Source organism: Streptomyces sp. TP-A0356 (genome assembly GCF_001417775.1).
Lineage (GTDB): Bacteria > Actinomycetota > Actinomycetes > Streptomycetales > Streptomycetaceae > Streptomyces.
Genome location: NZ_BBZJ01000016.1, coordinates 25,762 through 46,970 on the forward strand (window position 1 = coordinate 25,762; position 21,209 = coordinate 46,970).

At 72.3% G+C, this 21,209-nt stretch carries 17 protein-coding genes and 1 pseudogene; 10 read left to right on the top strand and 8 right to left on the bottom strand.

Annotated features, from left to right (window positions below):
- Positions 1-142: 142 nt before the first annotated feature.
- The 3 genes from ASC56_RS10935 to ASC56_RS10945 all read right to left on the bottom strand — a co-directional run bounded on the left by ASC56_RS10935 (position 143) and on the right by ASC56_RS10945 (position 3,836).
- Complete coding sequence (locus ASC56_RS10935) at positions 143-688, bottom strand: hydrogenase maturation protease (protein ID WP_055491122.1); 546 nt, start codon at positions 686-688, stop codon at positions 143-145.
- On the bottom strand, positions 685-1,980 hold the full coding sequence (locus ASC56_RS10940) for a hypothetical protein (protein ID WP_055491123.1): 1,296 nt from the start codon (positions 1,978-1,980) through the stop codon (positions 685-687). Before ASC56_RS10940 ends, ASC56_RS10935 begins: the two co-directional genes overlap by 4 nt.
- A gap of 95 nt (positions 1,981-2,075) precedes the next feature.
- A complete protein-coding gene (locus tag ASC56_RS10945) occupies positions 2,076-3,836 on the bottom strand; it encodes a hydrogenase maturation protein (protein ID WP_079102434.1) in 1,761 nt (586 codons plus the stop codon).
- 456 nt (positions 3,837-4,292) lie between these two features.
- On the opposite strand from ASC56_RS10945, the gene ASC56_RS10950 reads away from it, so the two are divergent.
- On the top strand, positions 4,293-7,097 hold the full coding sequence (locus tag ASC56_RS10950; RefSeq protein WP_199835961.1) for a SpoIIE family protein phosphatase/ATP-binding protein: 2,805 nt from the start codon (positions 4,293-4,295) through the stop codon (positions 7,095-7,097).
- Between the two features lie 176 nt (positions 7,098-7,273).
- Positions 7,274-8,119 carry a chitosanase gene (locus ASC56_RS10955; protein ID WP_371330064.1) on the top strand — a complete coding sequence of 282 codons (846 nt, stop codon included), beginning with the start codon at positions 7,274-7,276 and terminating at the stop codon, positions 8,117-8,119.
- A 17-nt stretch (positions 8,120-8,136) separates the two neighbouring features.
- Here ASC56_RS10955 and ASC56_RS10960 read toward each other — a convergent pair.
- From ASC56_RS10960 to ASC56_RS10975, 4 genes and pseudogenes are all read right to left on the bottom strand, one after another.
- A pseudogene (locus ASC56_RS10960) lies at positions 8,137-10,028 on the bottom strand (DUF2264 domain-containing protein).
- Positions 10,029-10,564: 536 nt separating this feature from the next.
- Complete coding sequence (locus tag ASC56_RS10965) at positions 10,565-11,038, bottom strand: hypothetical protein (RefSeq protein WP_055491125.1); 474 nt, start codon at positions 11,036-11,038, stop codon at positions 10,565-10,567.
- A gap of 219 nt (positions 11,039-11,257) precedes the next feature.
- Complete coding sequence (locus tag ASC56_RS10970) at positions 11,258-11,923, bottom strand: SDR family oxidoreductase (protein ID WP_055491126.1); 666 nt, start codon at positions 11,921-11,923, stop codon at positions 11,258-11,260.
- 168 nt (positions 11,924-12,091) lie between these two features.
- Entirely contained in the window at positions 12,092-12,304 is a 213-nt protein-coding gene (locus tag ASC56_RS10975; RefSeq protein ID WP_055491127.1) for a hypothetical protein, read from the bottom strand.
- A gap of 359 nt (positions 12,305-12,663) precedes the next feature.
- On the opposite strand from ASC56_RS10975, the gene ASC56_RS10980 reads away from it, so the two are divergent.
- The 8 genes from ASC56_RS10980 to ASC56_RS41155 all read left to right on the top strand — a co-directional run bounded on the left by ASC56_RS10980 (position 12,664) and on the right by ASC56_RS41155 (position 18,924).
- Positions 12,664-13,920, top strand: a complete 1,257-nt coding sequence (locus ASC56_RS10980; protein ID WP_055491128.1) for a hypothetical protein — start codon at positions 12,664-12,666, stop codon at positions 13,918-13,920.
- Complete coding sequence (locus tag ASC56_RS10985; protein WP_055491129.1) at positions 13,892-14,437, top strand: hemerythrin domain-containing protein; 546 nt, start codon at positions 13,892-13,894, stop codon at positions 14,435-14,437. Before ASC56_RS10980 ends, ASC56_RS10985 begins: the two co-directional genes overlap by 29 nt.
- Positions 14,434-15,522, top strand: coding sequence for a hydrogenase expression protein HypE (locus ASC56_RS10990; RefSeq protein ID WP_055491130.1), 1,089 nt, complete (start codon positions 14,434-14,436; stop codon positions 15,520-15,522). The genes ASC56_RS10985 and ASC56_RS10990 overlap by 4 nt, the downstream gene beginning before the upstream one ends.
- Positions 15,523-15,559: 37 nt before the next feature.
- Complete coding sequence (locus tag ASC56_RS10995; RefSeq protein ID WP_055491131.1) at positions 15,560-17,353, top strand: nickel-dependent hydrogenase large subunit; 1,794 nt, start codon at positions 15,560-15,562, stop codon at positions 17,351-17,353.
- A complete protein-coding gene (locus ASC56_RS11000; protein ID WP_055491132.1) occupies positions 17,346-17,897 on the top strand; it encodes a NifU family protein in 552 nt (183 codons plus the stop codon). Before ASC56_RS10995 ends, ASC56_RS11000 begins: the two co-directional genes overlap by 8 nt.
- Positions 17,894-18,481, top strand: a complete 588-nt coding sequence (locus ASC56_RS11005) for a DUF5947 family protein (protein WP_055491133.1) — start codon at positions 17,894-17,896, stop codon at positions 18,479-18,481. The genes ASC56_RS11000 and ASC56_RS11005 overlap by 4 nt, the downstream gene beginning before the upstream one ends.
- Before the next feature lie 21 nt (positions 18,482-18,502).
- Positions 18,503-18,709 carry a hypothetical protein gene (locus tag ASC56_RS11010; RefSeq protein ID WP_055491134.1) on the top strand — a complete coding sequence of 69 codons (207 nt, stop codon included), beginning with the start codon at positions 18,503-18,505 and terminating at the stop codon, positions 18,707-18,709.
- Between the two features lie 65 nt (positions 18,710-18,774).
- Positions 18,775-18,924 (top strand): hypothetical protein, encoded by a 150-nt coding sequence (locus tag ASC56_RS41155; RefSeq protein ID WP_199835962.1) that lies wholly within the window; start codon positions 18,775-18,777, stop codon positions 18,922-18,924.
- Between the two features lie 19 nt (positions 18,925-18,943).
- Here ASC56_RS41155 and ftsH read toward each other — a convergent pair whose 3' ends face one another.
- On the bottom strand, positions 18,944-21,043 hold the full coding sequence (ftsH, locus tag ASC56_RS11015) for an ATP-dependent zinc metalloprotease FtsH (protein ID WP_234376924.1): 2,100 nt from the start codon (positions 21,041-21,043) through the stop codon (positions 18,944-18,946).
- Positions 21,044-21,209: the final 166 nt, after the last annotated feature.

The following is a 21,209-nucleotide window of genomic DNA, read 5'->3' on the forward strand; positions in this document are numbered from 1 at the left end:
GCGCGGCGCGCCGACGTCCATTAGAGGTGAGGCACCCCGGGCAGGCGCACCGGCACGCCGTCGCCCCGGGGCCGCGTACGCCGTTCGCCGCAACGGCACAGGACGGCACGGCACGGTGCGGTCGGCCGGAGGGCGGCGCCCGTCACTTCGCGGCGTCGCGCGCGAGAGCCGCCGCCGCGGGCTCATCCGGTTCGCCGGCCCGCAGGATCTCTTCGATCAGCCGGACGGCCTCCGGTACGGCGCCGGCCACCGGCGGGCTGAGGCCGATGCGTTCCTCGACCGAGGCGGGTTCGCATCCCACCACCAGGGTGCGCCGCGGCGGCCGTCCTCCGGTGCCGTCGCAGAGCGTGGCCATCAGGGCGAGTACGGCGTCGGGGGTCATCCGGTGGCCGTCGAGCAGCGCGCCCTGCGGGCCGTCTCCTGCCGCGCTGTCGTGCTCGATGACGTACAGGGTGCCCGGGTCCTGGCCGCGCGCGGTGGCGTCCACCAGGATCAGGGTGTCGTAGCCGTCGAGGAGCTGGTAGGCGAGGTGCACTCCTCGTACGCCGATGTCCGCGACCTCGACGTGGCCGGGCAGGTGACGCCCGGTCAGCGCGCGCACGGTCTCCACGCCGAAGCCGTCGTCCCCGAGGAAGACGTTCCCGATCCCGGCCACGAGGACCCTGCCACCGTCCGGTGGAACGCTCATGCCTCGTCCTCCACGGGGGTGATCTCGTCGGTCCGGAAGTAGAGGAAGCTCCCCTGCGTACGGCGGATGTCGGCGCCCGGGTCGTCCTCCACCGTCACCGCCAGGTGCACCGAACCGTCCACGTCGTGCAGCACGGCCTCGACCTTCGCGGTGCGGCCGCGCAGGAACTGGTCCTGGGCGTCGGTGCGCCGCAGGCCCGGGTCCAGCCGGACCCGGCTCCCGGCGCACACCGGCCGGCCGGCCACCACGACCCGGTCGTGCGCCGGGTCGAACCCCGCCTCGGTCGCCGTGTCCCACGGGGTGTCCGGACGCATCACCCCGTACTCGTCGGGGAATCCCGCGGCGGGAGCCGTGTGCATCGCGTCCACCGGGCCGCCCGGCGCCAGGATCCCGTCGGTCCCGCTCGCGCCGCGCGGCGTGCCGGGGCTGTCGGGGGATACGGCCGGATGGTCCTCCAGGGTGATCGGTGAGGACAGCACCACATCGGCACGGCCGGGTTCACCGGCGAGGACGGGCCAGGTGTGAAGGTTGCGGCAGGAGGCGGTCGCGCTCCTGGCCCACTCGGGGGGATCCGTCATCGACAGGAACGACCCGGCGCTCAGTCCCATCAGAAGGTGGGTGGCCACCAGGCAGCGAGGGAGTGCCGCGTCCCGGTCGGCGGCCCGGCCGTCCACGGGCGTCCAGGTACTGGTGTTCTCGACGACCGCGGTCAGGCGCGTCACCCGGCAGGGTCCGTCGAGTTCGTGTGCCGACAGCCGCAGTACGCCGCTGATCTCCTCGTGCCGGCTGATCGTACGGCCGACGGGGCGCCCGTCGTCGTCGAGGACGGGCTCGCTCTCCTCGGCCGCGGGCCTGCCGAACGGGAGCGTGACGCCCTCGCCGTGAATGAGCTCGTCCACGGTCACGACCGCCTCGACGCGCTCCTCGGTTCCCTCGTCCCCGGGGACCAGGTTCCGGTCCCCCAGCCGGAGTTCGGGCACGGTCTCGAACGCGCCGTCCGGGCAGGCCCGCTGGACCGTGCGCCGTCTGGCGCGCAGGAAGCGCAGTTCGACCGCCAGGGTGGCACCGGCCCTGGGCTCCATCAGGCATTCGGTGTGCTGGAAGTCGTGCTCTTCACGGTCGGCGCCCCAGGCGGGCGGTACAAGCACTCCGACCTGCGAGCGCAGCCGGTTCCCGGCGGCACCGCCGCGGTTCGGGCGCAGCAGATAACCCTCGAAGAGGACGGCGTCGGCCACCTGGCGGGCCAGGGCGAAGCGCGCCTCGGTTTCCGGGGCGAACGCGGTCACGCTCACGGAGCGGTCCTTCCGGTGGTGCTGGTGAGGGCGGCTCCCACCGCCTTCGCGGGCTGCAGCCCGGGACGGCCCCGGGGCTGCCGGATCTCTCGTTGTCAGTCGTCCGACCGCGTGGAGACGCCCCCGTGGGCCGTGTCGTGGGCCGGGGGTCCAGGACGGACCGGCTCCGCCGTTGCCCGGGCGCCCGTGGCGAGGGCCAGATGCGGGGGCGTGTGCGACGGCTTCTGCTTGCGCACGAACGCGCGCCTCAGTGCGTGGTACGGGGCCGCCGGGTCGTGGAAGGTCCGGTACATCCTGGCCAGCTCCCGTTCCCGGAAGGCGGACAGCGGCTCGTCGGCCTCCTGTTGGTCCAGGACGGCCTTCTTCGCCGCGATCCGGGACCGGGTCCCGGGCAGCGACGCCAGCCGGGCCGCCAGCCGGCCGACCTCCACGGCGAAGTCCTGCGGCCCGCATTCGACCACCCGGTCGACGAGCCCGAGGCCCCGCGCGCTCACGGCGCTCATCGGCAGGGCCTCGCGCATCAGCCGGTCGGCCGCCGCGGCACCGACCCTGCGGGGCAGCGAGTACGTCCAGTACTCGGAGCCGTACAGACCCATCAGACGGTAGTGCGGATTCAGTACGCAGCCGGCGCGGCACCACACCTCGTCGGCCGCCAGCGCGAGCATCACGCCGCCGGCGGCGGCGTTGCCCCCCAACGCGGCGACCACCAGCCGGTCCGTGGTCGTCAGGACCGCCTCGACCAGGTCGTCGATGGCGTTGATGTTGGCCCAGGACTCCGCGGCGGGGTCCTCGGCGGCCTCGATGACGTTGAGGTGGATTCCGTTGGAGAAGAAGTCCCGCCGGCCGCCCAGCACCAGGACGGAGGTGGGCCGTGCGCAGGCCTCGCGGTAGGCGTCGAGCAGGCGTCGGCACTGTGCGGTGCTCATCGCGCCGCCCGGGAAGGAGAACGAGAGGAAGCCGACGTTCCCCTCCTCGCGGTAGCGGATGTCGGTCCAGGTCCGCCACCCCGCCTCGGGAGGCGCTGGGAGTTCCGGCAGCGGAGGCAGCCGGTCCCCGAGGGCCCTTGCCGAGGGGAGTCGGTACGTGGGCGGCCCGCCCGGACGGCGCCGCCGTCGCAGCTCGGGCAGCCATACGGCGCCGTCCCTGGTCGCCCGGCAGATCGCCCCGGCCCGGGTGGCGAGCAGTTGCCCGGGGGCGCCGCGCAGGACGTCCTCGGGGTGGCCGCCGTGCAGGTACCACTCGTCGCCGAACAGGACGTCCAGCACGCCGGGCTGCGAGTCCGCCGCCCGCAGCTTGCGGACGACGGTTTGCGTGGAGTCGGCGTCCCAGTCGATCCGCCGGACGCTCTGGTCGAGGTACGGACGGGTCCGCGCCGCCTCCTGCGCGAGCGGGGTGTAGGTGCCGGAGGCGAAGCGCTCCACGGCGAGCAGGACGGCCCCGAGTGCCGCGTCGGCGATCTCGTTGCGGTACAGGTCGCTCTTGGCCACCGGTGGCAGCGGGCACGCGACGGAAGCCCACACGTCACCGGCGTCCATCTCCTCCTGCGCCTGAAGGACCGTCACCCCCCACCGCTCGCCGCCCTCCTGGATCGCCCAGTCGAGGGAGGACGGGCCCCGGTCCCCCACGGGGCCCGGGTGGACGATGAAGCAGGGGTACGCGCTCCACACCTCCTGGGGGATGGCCGTCTTCAGCATCGGTGCGAGAACGAGGTGCGGCCCGTGCCGTCGTACGGCGTCCGTCAACGAGCCGTCCGAAAGTGCGAGTTCGACCGCCACGGTGTGGCCGCGGTCGCGCAGTTCGGCATGGACGCGCTGGGTGAGACTGTTGAACGCGCTGGCCACGAGCAGGATGTACACGGCGGACTCCCGGCGGACTCCCGGCGGACGAGGTGCGGGCACAGTAGCCCGGCCGACTGCGATTGTCGGCCCTCCGGGCGCCTTCGGCCCCGCAGACAGGCTCCCGGGTCACCCGAAAGCGAGCGCGGCGCCGCCACTCGGCGGCGGGGTGTCGCCAGGGGGCACGTCGACTGGACGACGGTGGCGCGGTCGGCCCCGGCGCACGGCTCCGAAGGCGCGGGCCCGGGCCCGCCCCGAGCCCGGGCGGGACGGGGACCGGCATCCCCTGGTCGTGCGGGTGGCGCCAGGCCGCGTGACGTCGGCGGGCCCGGGACGGTCACCGCCCGCCCCTCCGTACGGCGGCGCCACCCGGCTCGGCGCTCGCCGGATACCGGCAGGTCCCTGGGGCGAGACAGCGCATCCTCACTCTGTGTGGCCACCCTCGCCTCCCGGGGCCCGGCAGTGTAGACATGGCACATGGTCCGGCTCCCGCGTCGAACCGGTACCCGGTCGACCCGTCGCCCCAGCGGTGTGCGCGCCCCCCGCACGCACGACCGCCCTCGCCGAGCGCCCGAGCACGGCGCAGGGCCGACGCGGCAGCCGCCGTATGCCGCGTACCAGGGCGAAGCGGGCCCGCCGCGGCCGGGGCCGTTCGCGGGCCTGCGGTGGGCGTTGAGCGGCCGCAGCGTCGCCGGGCAAGTCTTCGTCCTGCAGGTGGTGATCGTGCTGCTGCTGGTCGTGACCGCGGTGGCCGCGCTGCTCCTGCAGGCACGTCGTGACACCACGCAGGAGGCCCGCAACCGCTCCCTCGCCGTCGCCGAGACGTTCGCCAACGCGCCCGGCACCCGGGCGGCCCTGACCGGCCCCGACCCCACGGCCGTCCTGCAACCGAGGGCCGAGGCCGCACGCGTGGCGACCAAGGTCGACTTCATCGTCGTCATGAACACCCAGGGGATCCGCTACACGCACCCCAAGCCGGACCGCATCGGCAAGAAGTTCGTCGGGAACATCGCGCCCGCGGTGGCCGGCGGCACGGTGGTCGAGGAGATCGACGGGACCATCGGCCGGCTGGTGCAGGCCGTCGTGCCGGTCAAGACGCCCGGTGGCAAGGTCGTGGGCCTGGTGTCGGCCGGTATCACGACGGCCCACGTGGGTGGTGCCGCCGACCGGCAGCTGCCGCTCGTGCTGGCTGCCGCGGCGGTGGGACTGGGCCTGGCCACGGCGGGGACTGCACTCGTCAGCAGGCGGTTGCTCCGTCAGACCCGCGGCCTGGGGCCCCGGGAGATGACCCGGATGTACGAGCACCACGACGCGGTGCTGCACTCCGTCCGGGAGGGAGTGATCATCGTCAGCGACGACGGTGATCTGCTGCTCGCCAACGACGAGGCGCACCGTCTGCTCGACCTGCCCCCGGACGCCGAGCACCGGCGTGTGACCGACCTCGGCCTTCCGCCCGCCACCGCCGCGCTCCTGGTCTCCGGGCGGGTGGCCACGGACGAGGTACACCTGGTCGGAGACCGGCTGTTGGCCGTCAACCAGCGGCCCACGGACCTGGAGGGCGGCCCGGCCGGCAGCGTCGCCACGCTGCGCGACTCCACGGAGCTGCGGGCCCTGTCCGGCAAGGCCGAGCTGGCCCGGGAGCGCCTCACTCTGCTGTACGACGCCGGGGTGGGCGTCGGCACGAGCCTGGACGTGATCCGTACCGCCGAGGAGCTGGCGGAGCTGGCCGTCCCCCGGTTCGCGGACTTCGTCACGGTGGACCTGTTTGACGCGGTCCTGCACGGCGAGGAGCCGGAAGCGGGGACCGATCTGCGCCGCACCGCCTTCAGCGGGATCCGCACGGATCCTCCCCTCTACCCGGTCGGCGAGCGGATCCACTTCGTCGAGTCCACCCCGCAGGCGCACGCTCTCAGCGGCGGCCGGGCCATCATCGAGCCCCGCCTCGGGATCGCCCCGGGCTGGCTCGCGCAGGACATCGAGCGCACCGCGCAGGTCGTGGACTACGGCATCCACTCACTGATCACCGTGCCCGTGCGGGCGGGGAGCCGGGTGCTGGGCCTGGTCAACTTCTGGCGTTCCGAGAAGCCCGAGCCCTTCGACACGGAGGAGCTGGCGCTCGCCGAGGAACTGGTCGCCCGCGCCGCGGTCTCGATGGACAACGCGCGCCGGTACACGCGCGAGCACAGCATGGCGGTGACGCTGCAGCGGAGTCTGTTGCCGCGGAAGCTGCCCGAACAGGACGCGCTGGACATCGCCTACCGCTACCTTCCGGCGCAGGCGGGAGTGGGTGGCGACTGGTTCGACGTCCTGCCGCTGCCCGGCGCCCGTGTCGCGTTGGTCGTGGGCGACGTCGTGGGCCATGGGCTGCACGCCGCGGCCACGATGGGACGGCTGCGCACAGCGGTCCACAACTTCTCGTCCCTCGACCTCCCACCCGACGAACTCCTCGCCCTGCTGGACGAGTTGGTCGCCCGCATCGACCAGGACGAGGCAGCCGGCGAGGGCAACGCCCCCATCACGGGCGCGACCTGTCTCTACGCGATCTACGACCCGATGTCCCGGCGCTGCGCCATCGCCCGCGCCGGCCACCCGCCGCCGGCCCTGATCCGGCCCGACGGCAGTGTGGAGTTCCCCGATGTACCGGCCGGGCCCCCGCTCGGCGTGGGCGGCCTTCCGTTCGAGACGGCCGACATGGAGCTCAAGGAGGGCAGTCGGCTGGTCCTCTACACGGACGGGCTCGTCGAGGACCGCGAACAGGACATCGACGCCGGCTACGAACTGCTGCGCACGGCCCTGGCAGAGGCCGGACCGTCACCCGAGGACACCTGCCGAGCCGTCCTCGACGCGCGGCTGCCGCAGCGGCCCAGCGACGACATCGCCCTGATCGTGGCACGCACCCGCGCCCTCGCGGCCGACCATGTCGCCGAATGGGAGGTGCCGATGGATCCGGCCGCCGTCGGCGAGGTCCGTGCGGCGGTGACGCGGCAGCTGGCGGAATGGGGTCTGGAGGAGCTGACGTTCACCACGGAGCTGGTGCTCAGCGAGCTGGTCACCAACGCCATCCGTTACGGCAGTGAGCCCCTTCGCGTCCGCGTGCTGCGCGACCGCACCCTGATCTGCGAGGTCTTCGACGGCAGCAGCACCTCGCCCCATCTGCGCTACGCGAGCATGACGGACGAGGGCGGACGCGGTCTGTTCCTCGTCGCCCAGCTCGCCGAGCGCTGGGGCACCCGCTACACCGCGACGGGCAAGATCATCTGGGCAGAACAGCCGCTGCCCTGAGGCGGTCGGCACGGCCGCGTCGCGCGGACGGTCCGCCGTGCTTCCCCACGAACTTGTCGCTTGACGGGTACCCATCACCGAGCGGATCTGATAGGAAACCTTCCTATCAGTAGGTCGGTCGGACGGCTGTCCGCACGCCGACTGGCCGCTCCCCCACCTCACTTGGAGTCCCCGTGGTGCAACCATCGCCCGGCGCGGCACACCCGGCCGGCACCTCACGCCGTACGCTCCTCGCCCTGATCGGTGCCTCCCTGGCGGCGGCGCCCCTGCTCAACGCCCCGCCCGTCTCGGCCGCCCCGGCATCCGCCAAGGCAGCCGGACTGGACGACCCGGCGAAGAAGGAGATCGCCATGGAACTGGTGTCGAGCGCGGAGAACTCCTCGCTCGACTGGAAGGCCCAGTACAAGTACATCGAGGACATCGGCGACGGCCGCGGCTACACCGCCGGCATCATCGGGTTCTGTTCCGGCACCGGCGACATGCTCGACCTCGTCCAGCTCTACACCGACCGCAAGCCCGGCAACGTCCTCGCCAAGTACCTGCCGGCCCTGCGCCGGGTGAACGGCAGCGCCTCGCACGCCGGACTCGACCCCGACTTCCCCAAGGACTGGCGCAAGGCGGCGCAGGACACGGCGTTCCAGCAGGCGCAGAACGACGAGCGCGACCGGGTGTACTTCAACCCCGCCGTCCAGCAGGGCAAGGCGGACGGGCTGGGGGTCCTGGGACAGTTCGCGTACTACGACGCCATCGTGATGCACGGCGACGGGAGCGACCCCACGAGCTTCCGCAACATCCGCAAGCGCGCCCTGCGGACGGCGAAACCGCCGGCGCAGGGCGGCGGCGAGGTGGCGTACCTCAACGCCTTCCTCGACGCGCGGGTGTGGGCCATGAAGCAGGAGGCGGCCCACAGCGACACCAGCCGGGTCGACACCGAACAGCGGGTCTTCCTGCGGAAGGGCAATCTGAACCTGGACCCGCCGCTGGACTGGAAGGTGTACGGGGACAGCTACCACATCGGCTGACGGCCCGCCGCTACTCGCTACTCCAGGAGCGATACGTCGAGCGGCCGGAAGCCGACCCGGGACCGTACCCCGTCCAGGGCCCAGGTGACCTCGACGCCGTCGCCGTCGACCACCACGTCGGCGACGGCGTCCACCAGGGGCGCGGGCTCGGGTTCGGCGGTGAGGGTGGCCAGGCACACATGCACCGAGGTGCCGCCCGCGCGTCCGCCGAGCCGGGGCACCCGGGCCCAGCGGGTGTAGGCGGTGCCCTGGGGCGCACGGACCGGTTCGGGACCGTCGTCCCAGCCGTACAGCCCGTGCAGCGCCGACACGACGGGCTCGTCGGGGCCGGTGGCCCACCCCGTATGGGTGACGCGGGCCCCGTCCGGCGCTCCGACCACCCGGTGGACCCGCAGTTCGTAACGTCCCCGGACCACTGTGACGCTCTCCACCCGCAGGCCCGGGCTCATCGGCGGCCCGGCGGCGAAGACGGGCCGGTGCCAGGACGCGGCCCATCCCCAGCCGTCCCCGTGCCCGGCTCCCAGGGGGTGGATACGGCGCCGTACGCTCGTCCGGCCGTCCACCTCGACCGAGAGGTGGTTGTCCGCGATGTTCCCCGGCGCGGTGGGTCCGGTGTGGGTGGAGTACGCCTGGCGCCCGTAGTGCGGATCGTCGCCGGCCGCAGCCTCGCCTTCGTGCGGCCGCACATGGTCGCTGCCGTGGTTGTGCAGCCGTACGATCCCGTCGGCGCGCGTCGTCTGCAGGAGCAGCCCCGGTGCGGGCAGGGCGAGGACGCGGTCGGGGCCCTCGACGGGCGCGGGCTCCTCCCGGGCCCTCCACAGCGGATGGCCGGCCGGCGCCAGCAGGGAGACGAACGCCTTCGACGCCCAGTACGGGGAGGACGGCCCGGAGTAGGTCTGCAGGGTGGGAGCGTGCGGGCCGTACCACCCGAGGCTGAGCAGCCCGTCGCCGCTCAGTGCGCCTCGGTCCAGGAAGTGGCGCAGGCTGCCGCTGGTCAGACGCCGGGAGGTGCCGGGCGTCAGCGGGGTGTGACCGGTGAGGGCACCCAGGCCGACGGCCGCCGAGGCGGCGAACCGGTATGCCAGCGACCGGCCGAAGTGCAGCGGTACGCCGTCCGCGCCGAACATCAGCGAGAAGCCGTCCAGGTGCGCGCGCAGGCGGGGCCCGTAGTGCCCGCACCACTGGTCGTCCCCGGCCAGGTGGGCGTCGAGCACCGGATACAGGTGCAGGGCCCAGCCGTTGTAGTGGTCGAATGCGCGTCCGTCCCCGTCCGCGTACCAGCCGTCGCCGCGGTACCAGCCTTCCATCAGCTCGCGTGCGCGCCGTCGGGCCGCGGCCGTCTCCGCGTCGCCGCGGCCCACCGACTCCAGGAACCCGGCGACGGTGAAGGGGAAGAGGTACCAGTTGTTGGGTGCGGGAGTGTGGCGCAGCGCCCCGCGCAGCCACTCCTCCGCCCGGTCCTGGACGTCGCCGTCGAGGTGCTTCCACAGCCAGGCCGCGGTCAGCCGCAGCCCGAGCGCGACCGACGCCGACTCCACCATCGGCTGGCCCTGCACGTCGTGGTCCAGGATCAGCGGCCAGGACTCGGTGTCCGCGCGGCCCGGGGTGCGGGTACCGGCGGCCAGTCCGTGGGCGTACCGGTCGAGCCAGCCGTGCGGGTCGGCCCCGTCGGCGCCCGCCACCCGGAACGCGGCCGCGAGGAACGTCCGGCATAGCCCTCCAGGCCGTCGGAGCGCACCCCCGAGCGTGAGGGGCGGCCGGGCAGGTCGAGCAGGGCGCCACCGGGCGTGCTCCAGCGCCAGGCGGCCGCCAGCAGCCCGTCCGCCACGGCCTCCCAGTGGGCTCGGGTGTATCCCGTGTACGGGCTGGACTCGCGGTCCTCCGGCGGCAGCGGGAAGGGGATGCTCATGCCTGGAACGCCAGCCTTTCGCACCGTACGGAATGCAGGAATCCGGCGCCCGGCGCGCGGCCTCGGCCAGGGCGAGGTCGGCCAGGCGGCGCCGCCCGTTGCCCTGGGAGCCGGCCAGGTGCGGGGTGATGAGCACGCCGGCTGCGCCACCGGGCGCCAGGACGACTGCGCGCGCGCCGTTCGCAACGACCCTTCCGCCTGGGGGCGTTCCGCGCCGGGCAGCTGCGGCGCGATGTGCAGGGCGATCCGCAGGCCGGCCTCTTCCAGCGTGGTACGGGCGCCGTGCAGCGTCTCTCACGGACACCTGGAGCCGGGCGGCGAGGTCCCGCACGCGCGCCGTGCCGCGCGCCTGCACCGCGGCCAGGATCCGCTGCCGCCTCAGATCGACCGGCTCACGCACGAGCCCTCCCGCCGCTGGACGTTCGTTTGAGCGATATGCGTGCGATAGGAGCACCAGCATACGAGCGCATCCTGACGCAGTTTCGGCCGTGGCGGCGGTTCCTGGCGCCGGTCCACTGTCGGCCGTCGGCAGTCGGTCAGACGGCCGGCCCGTCCAACTCCTCCCCGATCGCCTGGCGCAGGGCGTCGTGCCGGGGGCCGAGCGCGTACCGCTCGTCGGTCCACCGTTCGCGTGGGTAGGACCACACCGGTCGGCCCACGAGGTCGGCGGACTCCCATGCGTAGCGAGGCCACACATGCGCGTGCAGGAAGTCGTCCTTGTTCCCCAGGATCTCCAGGTTGACCCGCCGGAACGCCGGATCCAGCCGCCCGCAGGCGCGTTCCACGGCCTCACCCAGCCTGTCCATGTCGGACAGGAACGCCAGGCGCCTGCTCCGGGGCAGCCCCGAGAGGCGCCGTACGGCGGGGTCGTCCACCAGGAGCACGCAGTATCCGGGCAGGAACTGGACGTCCCCGATCACCGCGAACCCCGCCGGCAGTCTCCGCAGCACCGTGGGGTTCCGCCCCCGCAGCGCGCTCCCGATCCGGTCCTTGCGCCAGTCCTCCGTCATGATCGGCGACTCTACTCACGGGCACGGTGACGAGTCAGTGAGGTGGTGGCCGGCCGCCGCCGCACCTCCGTGCGCCATCGCGCCATGGCGGATCCCGGTGTGCCGCCCGGCGAACAGAGCGGCACGGGGCGCTGCGTCTGCTGGACACGCACACGGTGTGGCTGGCCCGCCGTCACCGTCTCTCCCCGCCCGATCCTCGCCTCACGGGATCCTGGGCCGTCAGGACTCGAGGTCGTCGGCGAAGTGCCGGAAGCCGTGCCGGTCCCGGTGCAGGCGCCACAGGGTGTCCGCGAGCACGGCCGGGTCCTTCCTGGGGTGGCCCGGGGTGATCGCGCCGGGGATGACGAGCTGGGCCACATGGATGCCGTCGGCGGCGAGCGTGTCGTGCAGCAGATGGCCGTAGGCGCTCTCGGCGGCGAAGGCGATCGAGGTGCCCGCCCGGTCGGGGTGCGGGACCGCCGCGGTGCCTCCGTTGACGAAGAGGACCGTGCCGCGGCCGAGGGCCCGCATGCCGGGCAGTACCCGCTGCACGGCGGCGACCGGGCCGTATACGGAGAACTCGACGGGGCCCAGCAGATCCGCGGGGGTGGTCTGCAGGACCGGCCGCATGAAGTCACGGTGCGGCACCGGGCTGTACTGGAGGACCTCGATCGGGCCGAGCGCGTTGGCCGCGGCGTCCAGGGCCGCCGCCAGTGCTTGCGGGTCGCGTACGTCGGCGGCGAAGCCACGGGCCGGGATGCCCTCGTCGGACAGCTCGGCGGCCAGGGCGTCGAGGCGGCCCCGGTCCCGGGCGACGAGGGCGACGTCGTAGCCCTCACGGCCGAACCGCCGCGCGACCGCGGCTCCGAGTCCGGGGCCGGCTCCGATGATGGCGATGGTGGTCATGCGTCGCTCCTCCGTGGGGTGCGCCGGCCGGAAGCCGCGGTCGAACGGTGCCCTCGAACCCCCTCACGCATGCGCGTGCGTTCCTCCGGCGGGAACACGCCCGCGCTCCGGTGGTGGCGACGGGCGCCACGGCTCCGCGCCCTGGGGCCCGGCCCCCGGCAGGGGCGGTCACGAGCCGCCGCAGGCCCCCTCCGCGCCGGGCACGCGGTGAGGGCCGGGCGGTGCCACGGAGGCGAAGGCCATACGCAACAGGTCCCAGGCGGTGGCGGCACCGACCCGTGCGCTGACGGCCTGCGCACCTCGCGGGGGCCGGTTCGCCGGCTCGGTGACCGCGGCACCGGGATGAGCCGGTTGGGCCCGTTCGACCGGGACGATCTCCACGGGTACCCCTCCTTCCGTACGCGCTCTGCACCGGCCGACGGCCCGCACGGCGCGCGAGCGTGGTGCGCCCGGCGGGGAGGCGGCCCGCCAGGGCGGCCACGGAGCCGCGCCCGCAGCCTGCCACCCCCGACGACGGGCACGCGTCTGCCTCCCCCATACGCGCCGCTGCGGCTCCCGGGCGTCCACCCGAATGGCGGAACGGCAGCGGTCCGCCGGTAGGTCGCCGGCGCTGCCGAAGGGCGCCTCCCGCCGGTCGACGCGCCACTCACCCTTCCGCTGCCAATGCGCGCCCCTCGCGACAAAAGGTGTGATTGTTGTGAACCGGTGCAATACGGACAGTCGGTGAGTGAGGAGCGACGGTGAGTGACCCCGATCGGAGGCCCGGGAGCACGCGCGATGCGGGTTGCGCGTTCGAGGAGGCGTGCGCCGTCGCCGACGCCGTCCTCTACGAGGGCTATCTCCTCTACCCGTACCGGAAGTCGTCGCCCAAGAACCGGGTCCGCTGGCAGTTCGGCATCCTCGCCCCGCGTGCCTGGGCCGAGGCGAACGGCCCGGTGGCGCCCGGTGTCTCGGGGTCGGTGGAGTCCTGGCAGCAGCAGACCGAGTGCCTGCTGCGGGCGGATGCCGAAGCCGTGGTGCGCGTACGCGTGCGTTACCTCCAGATGCAGGACAGGAGCGTGGAACGCCGGGACCCACAGGGCCGCTGCACACCGGTGGACTCCCTGGAGGCCGCGGGGGTCCGCCATCTCGCCTTCGACGAGGCGGTGCCGCGCGAGAGCGACGTCGTCGTTCCGCTTGCCCAACTCCTGGCGGAGGACCGCGAGTTCGACTGCGGCGCTCCCGGTGGCGAGGACACCGAGGACCTCCCCGGGGGCGTGGGACGCCTGGTGCGCCGACGCCGTCCGGTCGAGGCACGGACGACACTGCGCGCCGAACGGCTCGCCGGTCCCGGTTCGCTGTACCGGCTGCGTGTGCGCACCGAGAACACCGGCCGGTCGACGCGGGCCGGGGCCCCGCGTGACGAGGCCTTGCGGCACGCGCTCATCTCGGCGCACACCTTCATCGGCGGTGAGGGGCTGAGCTTCCTCTCGTCGGTCGACCCGCCCGACGAGGTCGCGGCACAGGTCCGGGACTGCCGCAACCTGCACACGTTCCCGGTGCTGGCCGGCCCGGAGGGGTCGGACACCCTCGTGCTGTCGTCGCCGATCATCCTGCCGGACCATCCGCAGGTGGCGCCGGAGAGCCCCGGCGACCTGCACGACGCCGCGGAGATCGACGAGATTCTGACCCTGCGGACGTTGCTGCTCACCGACGACGAGAAGCGCGAGGCGCGCGCCACCGACTCCCGGGCCGCGCGGATCCTGGACCGGGTGGAGACCATGCCACCGGAGGTGTTCGCCCGGTTGCACGGAGCCATCCGCTCCCTCACCCCGTCCGCCGCCCCCGTTTGCCCGTCCGCGGATGCGCCGGACCGCTCGGTGGGTTCCCCTGAGCTTGACGGCGTGCCGGTGGCGGTCGGCGGCGTACGGACGTCGGCCGCCGAACCGGACACGCAGGCGGCCGCCGTCCCGGACCAGGAAGGGTGTCATGGACGCCATCGAGTTGCTGAAGCATGACCACCGGAAGGTGGAGCAACTGTTCCGCGACTACCACGCCGCCGCCGACGGGACACAGCGCCGGGCGGTGGTGGAGACCCTCATCCGGGAGCTCTCCCGGCACGCGGCCCTCGAAGAGCTGATGCTCTACCCGCTGGCCAAGAAGGTTCTCCCGGGGGGCGCGCACGAGATCCACAGGTACCTGGCCGAGCACAAGGCGGCCAAGGAGACGCTGCTGGCCCTGGACAAGCTGCCCGCAGACGACGACCGCACGGGCGAACTCGTCGAGCGGCTGCGCCGGGAGATCGAGGAGCACGTCCGTGAGGAGGAGGGCGGGCTGATGCCGCAACTCCGCGACGCGGTCTCCCAGCGGGAACTCGACGAACTGGGGCAGCTCCTCGTACGGGCCAGGCAGACCGCCCCGACCCGACCGCACCCACACGCACCGGCCGAGCCTCCCGCCCTGTCGCTCGCCGGACCGGTGGCCGCGGCCTACGACCGACTCCGGGACCGACTGCAAGGGAGGCCGATGACATGACCGTCGAAAGCGGTACGACGAAGGTCAGCAAACATCCCGCGAGGGCTGAGAACAGACACGGATTCGACGAGGTCCATATCCTGTGGATCTCCGAGGGCATGAGCTGCGACGGTGACACCATCGCGATGACGGCGGCCGGTCAGCCGGCGATCGAGGACATCGTCCTCGGGCTCGTACCGGGCCTGCCGAAGGTGAACCTGCACAACAAGGTGCTCTCTCCCGCCATGGGCGGCGAGGACTTCCTCGCTCCCTTCCGCGCGGCGGCGCGTGGCGAGCTGGAGCCGTTCGTCCTGGTCATCGAGGGCTCGATCCCCAACCAGAACATCATCGAGGGCGACGGCTACTGGACGTCGTTCGGCAACGACCCGGACACGGGCGAACCGCTCACGCTCAACTGGTGGATCGATCATCTCGCTCCCCGGGCCTGGGCGGTCGTCGCGGCCGGTACGTGCGCCACGTACGGCGGTATCCACGCGATGGCCGGCAACCCGACGGGCTCCATGGGCCTGGCCGACTACCTGGGCTGGGACTTCAGGTCGCAGGGCGCGCTGCCGATCATCAACGTACCCGGCTGTCCGATCCAGCCGGAGAACTTCATGGAGGCGCTGACCTGGCTGCTCTACCACGCGGCCGGGTCGGCTCCGCCACCCCCGCTGGACGAGAACCTGCGCCCCCAGTGGCTGTTCGGAAAGACGGTCCACGAGGGGTGCGACCGCGCCGCGTACTACGAGCAGGCCGACTTCGCCAGGGACTACAACTCGCCCAAGTGCCTGGTCAAGGTGGGCTGTTGGGGCCCGGTCGTCAACTGCAACGTACCCAAGCGCGGCTGGATGGCGGGCGTGGGCGGCTGCCCGAACGTCGGGGGCATCTGCATCGGCTGCACGATGCCGGGTTTCCCGGACGCCTTCATGCCGTTCATGGACGAACCGACGGGCGCCACCTTCTCGTCGGCACTCATCAGGCCCTACGGGGCCGTGATCCGGCGGCTGCGCGGCTTCACCAACATGGCCGTCAACCGCGAGCCCAAGTGGCGCCACGACAAGGCAGAGCTGACCAGCGGTTACGACCCGCACTGGCGCCCCTGAGACAGGACAAGCGAGAGAGAGCGAGGAAGACACGGACATGACGGCAACCGAGGCGCGGGGCGCGGAGCGCAAACCCGCGCAGATCGTGGACATGTCCTGGGATCCGATCACCCGGATCGTCGGCAATCTCGGCATCTACACGAAGATCGACTTCGCGAACCGGGAAGTGGTGGAGTGCCACAGCACTTCGTCGCTCTTCCGGGGCTACTCCGTCTTCATGAGGGGCAAGGACCCGCGTGACGCGGGCTTCATCACGTCCCGCATCTGCGGCATCTGCGGCGACAACCACACCACGTGTTCCAACTACGCCCAGCAGATGGCCTATGGCGTCAAGCCGCCGATGCTCGCGGACACCATCGTCAACCTGGGCGAGGCGGCCGAGTACATCTTCGACCACACGATCTTCCAGGACAACCTGGTCTTCGTCGACTTCTGCGAGGCCATGGTCAAGGCCACCAACCCCAGCGTCCTGGCCCGGGCCGAGCGCACCGAGGCACGCAACGGGAACATTCACGGCTACCGGACCATCGCCGACATCATGCGCGCCTTCAATCCGTTCGAGGGCGAGGTGTACAAGGAGGCGCTCAAGGTCAGCCGGATCACCCGCGAGATGTTCTGTCTGATGGAGGGGCGTCACGTCCACCCCTCCACCCTGTATCCGGGCGGTGTCGGCACCATGCCGGAGCCGACCACGTTCACCGACTACCTCTCCCGGCTGATCCGCGTCATCGACTTCGTCAAGATGGCCGTGGCGATGAACGACGACGTCTTCGACTTCTTCTACGAGGCGCTGCCGGGCTACGAGGAGGTGGGCAGGCGACGGATCATGCTCGGCTGCTGGGGCGCCTGGCAGAACCCGGAGGTGTGCGACTACCGCTACGAGACGATGAGCGAATGGGGCAGGGCGATGTACGTCACGCCCGGCATCATCGTGGACGGCAGGCTCGTCACCAACGACCTCGTCGACATCAACCTCGGCATCCGGATCCTGCTGGGCAGTTCGTACTACGAGGACTGGGGAAACGAGGAGCCGTTCGTCACCCACGATCCGCTCGGCAACCCCGTCGACATGCGGCACCCGTGGAACCAGACGACGGTACCGCTGCCGCAGAAGCGGGACTTCAGCGGCAACTACAGCTGGGTGATGAGCCCGCGCTGGTACGACAAGAACACCAACGAGCACCTCGCCCTGGACACCGGCGGCGGCCCGCTGGCCCGCCTGTGGTCGACCGCGCTCAACGGCCTGGTCGACACGCCCTATGTCAAGGCCACCGGGCACAGCGTGCAGATCTCGCTGCCCAAGAGCGAGAAGCTGCCGGAGATGACTCTGGAGTGGAAGATCCCCCAGTGGAGCAACACCATCGAACGCGACCGTGCCCGGCCGTACTTCGTCGCGTACGCCGCCGCGATGGCCTTCAACTTCCTGGAGAAGGCGATGGGATTCATCCGCGCGGGCGACACCAAGGTCTTCGAGAACTACGAGGTGCCTGACGAGGCGATCGGCTGCGGGTTCCACGAGGCGGTACGCGGCGTCCTCTCCCACCACCTGGTGATCAAGGACCGTAAGATCGCGAACTACCACCCGTACCCGCCGACTCCGTGGAACGGGAGCCCGAGGGACAGTTACGGCACGCCTGGCCCGTACGAGGACGCCGTCCAGGGTCAGCCGATCTTCGAGGAGAACGGCCCCGACGACTTCAAGGGCGTCGACATCATGCGCACCGTCCGCAGCTTCGACCCCTGCCTGCCCTGTGGTGTGCACATGTACCTCGGCAAGGGCAACACGCTGAGCAAGCTGCACTCGCCCACCTACGGAGCGGCTCATGCCTGAGTCCGTACGGCTCGACGGGACCGCGGTCGCGGAGCGGTTGTCGCGCATCGACCGGTTGCTCGAACAGATCGAAGGAGCTCCCGGCCCGATGACCGGCGCGGCGATCGAGGCGGTGCAGGCCCTCACCGAGGTCTACGGCGAGGCCCTGGCCCGGGTGCTCGACGGCGCCGACGCGGGCCTGGTCGACCATATGGCGGGCGACGAACTCGTCGGCCATCTTCTGGTCCTCCACGGCATCCACCCGGAACCGCCCGAGCGCCGGGCCGCCCGGGCGGTCGACGCGCTGCGTCCGGCGGTGCGGGAGCGGGGCGGAGACGTCGAGTTGAAGGGCGTCGAGGAGGGAGTGGCCCGGGTGCGGCTCGCGGCCAAGGGGTGCGGGACCTCCTCGGCGGTCCTGGAGGACGCGGTCCGCGAGGCCGTGCTCACCCTGGCCCCCGAGCTCTCCGGCGTCGAGCAGGCACCCGGGGAGGGCGGACGGAAGACCACCTTCGTACCCGTGGAGGCGCTCACCCTGCGGACGGCGTCGGTCGGGGAGCGGTCATGACCACCGGTGCGCTCGCCCGCGTCATCCGCTCCGCCGCCGACCGGCGGGCGGACGCGGAGCGCTGCGACCTGTGCGGCGTGGACGTCCCCTCCGAGCACCGGCACCTGCTCGAAACGGGCCGGGAGGAGGTGCTGTGCGCATGCCGGCCCTGCTCCCTGCTCTTCGTCGAGGGGGCGGCGAGCGAGGGACGGTACCGGCTGGTGCCGAGCCGGAGGGTGCGGCTGCCTCCGGTCAGGACGCAGGCGCTGGGCGTCCCGGTGGGGCTGGCCTTCTTCGTACGGCACACCGACGGCACCGTGACGGCGCACTATCCGAGCCCCGCGGGGGCCACGCGCTGGGAGGCGGATCCGACGGCCTGGCAGGACGTCGTGACCCGCTGCCCACAGCTCGCCACGCTCGAACCGGAGGTGGAGGCGCTGCTGGTCAACACCGCCCGTTCCGCGCAGCACCACTGGATCACCCCGATCGACGACTGCTTCCGGATGGTCGCGCTGGTGCGACGGGAATGGCGGGGCCTGTCCGGCGGCGGCCGGGTGTGGCCCGCAATCGAGCAGTTCTTCGCGGAGCTGACCGAACAACCGTAGGAAACCTGCAAGGAGGAGACGATGGGCAGGATCCGAGTGGGCACGCCGGACGCCAGTCCGGATACGCCCAGCCATGTCGCCGGGCTGCACGAGGGCAACCGCGGCCCCTACAAGCGGCAGCCCGGACATCACAAGGACGGGACCGCCGACGCACGCCGCTCGACCGGGATCCACTGGAAGAAGCACAACGCGATCTCGAAGATCATGCCGAACCTTCCGCCGGGATGACGCGGCCATCACGACCGTGCCCGCGCGGGCGCGGCATCGCAGAAGACGACCGAGGAGTAGGGAAAATGGCCAGACGAGTGCTGATCGCAGAGGCACTGCTCTTGGGCGGCGTGGCACTGACGGTGCTCGCCAGGGAGCTGCCCGGACTGGTACGCGAGGTCAGGATCTGGCGGATGGTGGGCGTCAGGCCCGTCGTGTCCAGGCACGCCAGCTGAGTGTCCCGGCCGGCAGGTGTCACGGCGCGTCAGGCAGCTGCCGCTCCTGACGCGCCTCACCCTTGTCCTCGAGGTGAGCCGTCGCATCGGTCTGCGGTCCGTGTCCCTCGCCGGGGACGGGGACCCGTGGGGTCACCCGCGGGAGACCGTCGGCGGCGCGTCCGGGACGGGATCCGTCTTCCTCCCGGTGGTCCGGCTCCTGCCGTAGTTGCCGCTCCTGCCGGAGCACGTCTAGTACGGCGGAGCCGTCGATGGTCTCGCGGACGACGAGCAGGTCGGAGAGCCTGTCCAGGGCCCGACGGTACTCACGTATCAGCCCCGTGGCCCGCTCCTCCGCCTCGCGCAGCAGCCGTGCGGCCTCCTCGTCGATGATCCGCTGGGTCTGCTCCGAGTAGGGCTGCCGCAGGGGTTCCTCGACGTTCTCGCCCAGATAGCGCGGGTTGGCGGCGGCGTAGCCCACGGGACCGAGGGCCGGCGACAGTCCGAAGTCCCGGACCATGCGGGTGGCGATCTGGGTGGCCCCGGCCAGGTCGTTGGCGGCACCGCTCGATCCCTCGCCGAAGACGACGAGTTCGGCGGCCCGGCCCCCGAGGCGGACCGCGAGCAGGTCGGTCAGATAGCCCTCGCTGTACAGATGGCGTTCGGCCTCGGGCAGCTGCTCGGTCACCCCGAGCGTCATGCCCGACGGCAGCACGGTGACCTTGGCGACGGGGTCGGCGTGCTCGCACAGCGCGGCGACCAGGGCATGGCCCGATTCGTGGACGGCGACCGCATGGCGCTCTTCGGGCAGCAGGGCGTTGGAGGCCTCACGGCGGCCGAGCAGGACGCGGTCGCGGGCGGCGTCGAGGTCGTGCTGCTCGATCAGGACGCGGTCGGCTCGTACGGCGTTGATGGCGGCCTCGTTCACCAGGTTGGCGAGGTCGGCGCCGGAGAAGCCCGGCGTGGCGCGGGCGACGGCGTCGAGGTCGACGTCGCGAGCGAGGATCTTGCCACGGGCGTGCACGGTGAGGATGGCGGCGCGTTCGGCCTGGTTGGGCAGCGGCACGGTGACCTGCCGGTCGAAACGTCCGGGGCGCAGCAGGGCGGGATCGAGGGCCTCGGGCCGGTTGGTGGCGGCGACGACGACGATGCCGGTGGACTGGTCGAAGCCGTCCATCTCGGCCAGCAGCTGGTTGAGGGTCTGTTCGCGCTCGTCGTTGCCGCCGAGCCGTGCGCCGCCCGCGCGACGGGCGCCGACGGCGTCGATCTCGTCGATGAAGATGATGGACGGGGCGCGCTTGCGGGCCTCGTCGAACAGGTCCCGTACCCGGGACGCGCCGACCCCGACGAACATCTCGACGAAGGCGGACCCGGTCACCGACAGGAACGGCACGTCGGCCTCCCCGGCGACGGCACGGGCGAAGAGGGTCTTGCCGGTGCCCGGCGGCCCCACCATGATCACTCCCCGCGGGCCCTTGGCACCTGCGGCGGCGTAGCGCGCCGGGTTGCGCAGGAAGTCGACGACCTCACTGATCTCCTGCTTGACCCCGTCGTATCCGGCCACGTCGTCGAACCTCGTGGTGGGCCGCTCCGCCTCGATGATCTTCGCCCGGGAACGGCCGATGGCGCTGAGCCCGCCCGTGACCGAACGCGCGGCGCGGCGTCCGATCCACCAGAAGAACCCGAACAGGAGCAGCAGGGGGAGCAGGGCCACCACGACCGACGCGAAGGGGTTGCCGCCGCTCTTGCTCCGGGAGGCGGTGATCTGTACGTGCTTCGCCTGGAGCTGCTGCTGGAGCGGACCCGTGCCCAGCGCCGTGGGGATCTGGGTCGTGAACTTCGTGCCGTTCTTCAGGGTGCCGCTGACCGCCCCCTTGTCGTTGACGTCGACCGTCTTCACCTGCCCGACACCGACCTTGCCGACGAAGTCGCTGTAGGACAGGTGCGCGGGCGGGGTCCCCGACGGGGCACGGACGAGCATGAGGACGGTCAGGAACGCCACCCAGACCAGGGGAATGATCCACCAGGGCCAGCCAGACCGCGGCTGCTGCCGGGTCGGTGGACCGGGCCGGTCCGGCGGCGGCCCCGACTTGGCCGGAGGCGTGAGATGCCGGTACGGCATCCGCACTCGGGTGATCACAACGCACCGCCCTTCCGGCGAGCCTCATGTCCGCTCGACACGGGCCCTCCTCATCTCATGGTCCCTCGCGCAGGCGTCCGACCGCGTCGGTTCACCGGGCCGGCTCGCAAGTCGGTCCGCCAGGGGCGCGTCAGAGAGGGGCAGGGATGCGGGATGCCGCCGTGCA

Coding starts and splice junctions, on each gene's coding strand:
- ASC56_RS10935 (WP_055491122.1), bottom strand. CDS start 688: ATGAGCGTTCCACCGGACGGTGGCAGGGTCCTCGTGGCCGGGATCGGG.
- ASC56_RS10950 (WP_199835961.1), top strand. CDS start 4,293: ATGGTCCGGCTCCCGCGTCGAACCGGTACCCGGTCGACCCGTCGCCCC.
- ASC56_RS10965 (WP_055491125.1), bottom strand. CDS start 11,038: ATGACGGAGGACTGGCGCAAGGACCGGATCGGGAGCGCGCTGCGGGGG.
- ASC56_RS10970 (WP_055491126.1), bottom strand. CDS start 11,923: ATGACCACCATCGCCATCATCGGAGCCGGCCCCGGACTCGGAGCCGCG.
- ASC56_RS10985 (WP_055491129.1), top strand. CDS start 13,892: ATGGACGCCATCGAGTTGCTGAAGCATGACCACCGGAAGGTGGAGCAA.
- ASC56_RS10990 (WP_055491130.1), top strand. CDS start 14,434: ATGACCGTCGAAAGCGGTACGACGAAGGTCAGCAAACATCCCGCGAGG.
- ASC56_RS10995 (WP_055491131.1), top strand. CDS start 15,560: ATGACGGCAACCGAGGCGCGGGGCGCGGAGCGCAAACCCGCGCAGATC.
- ASC56_RS11000 (WP_055491132.1), top strand. CDS start 17,346: ATGCCTGAGTCCGTACGGCTCGACGGGACCGCGGTCGCGGAGCGGTTG.
- ASC56_RS11005 (WP_055491133.1), top strand. CDS start 17,894: ATGACCACCGGTGCGCTCGCCCGCGTCATCCGCTCCGCCGCCGACCGG.
- ASC56_RS11010 (WP_055491134.1), top strand. CDS start 18,503: ATGGGCAGGATCCGAGTGGGCACGCCGGACGCCAGTCCGGATACGCCC.
- ASC56_RS41155 (WP_199835962.1), top strand. CDS start 18,775: ATGGCCAGACGAGTGCTGATCGCAGAGGCACTGCTCTTGGGCGGCGTG.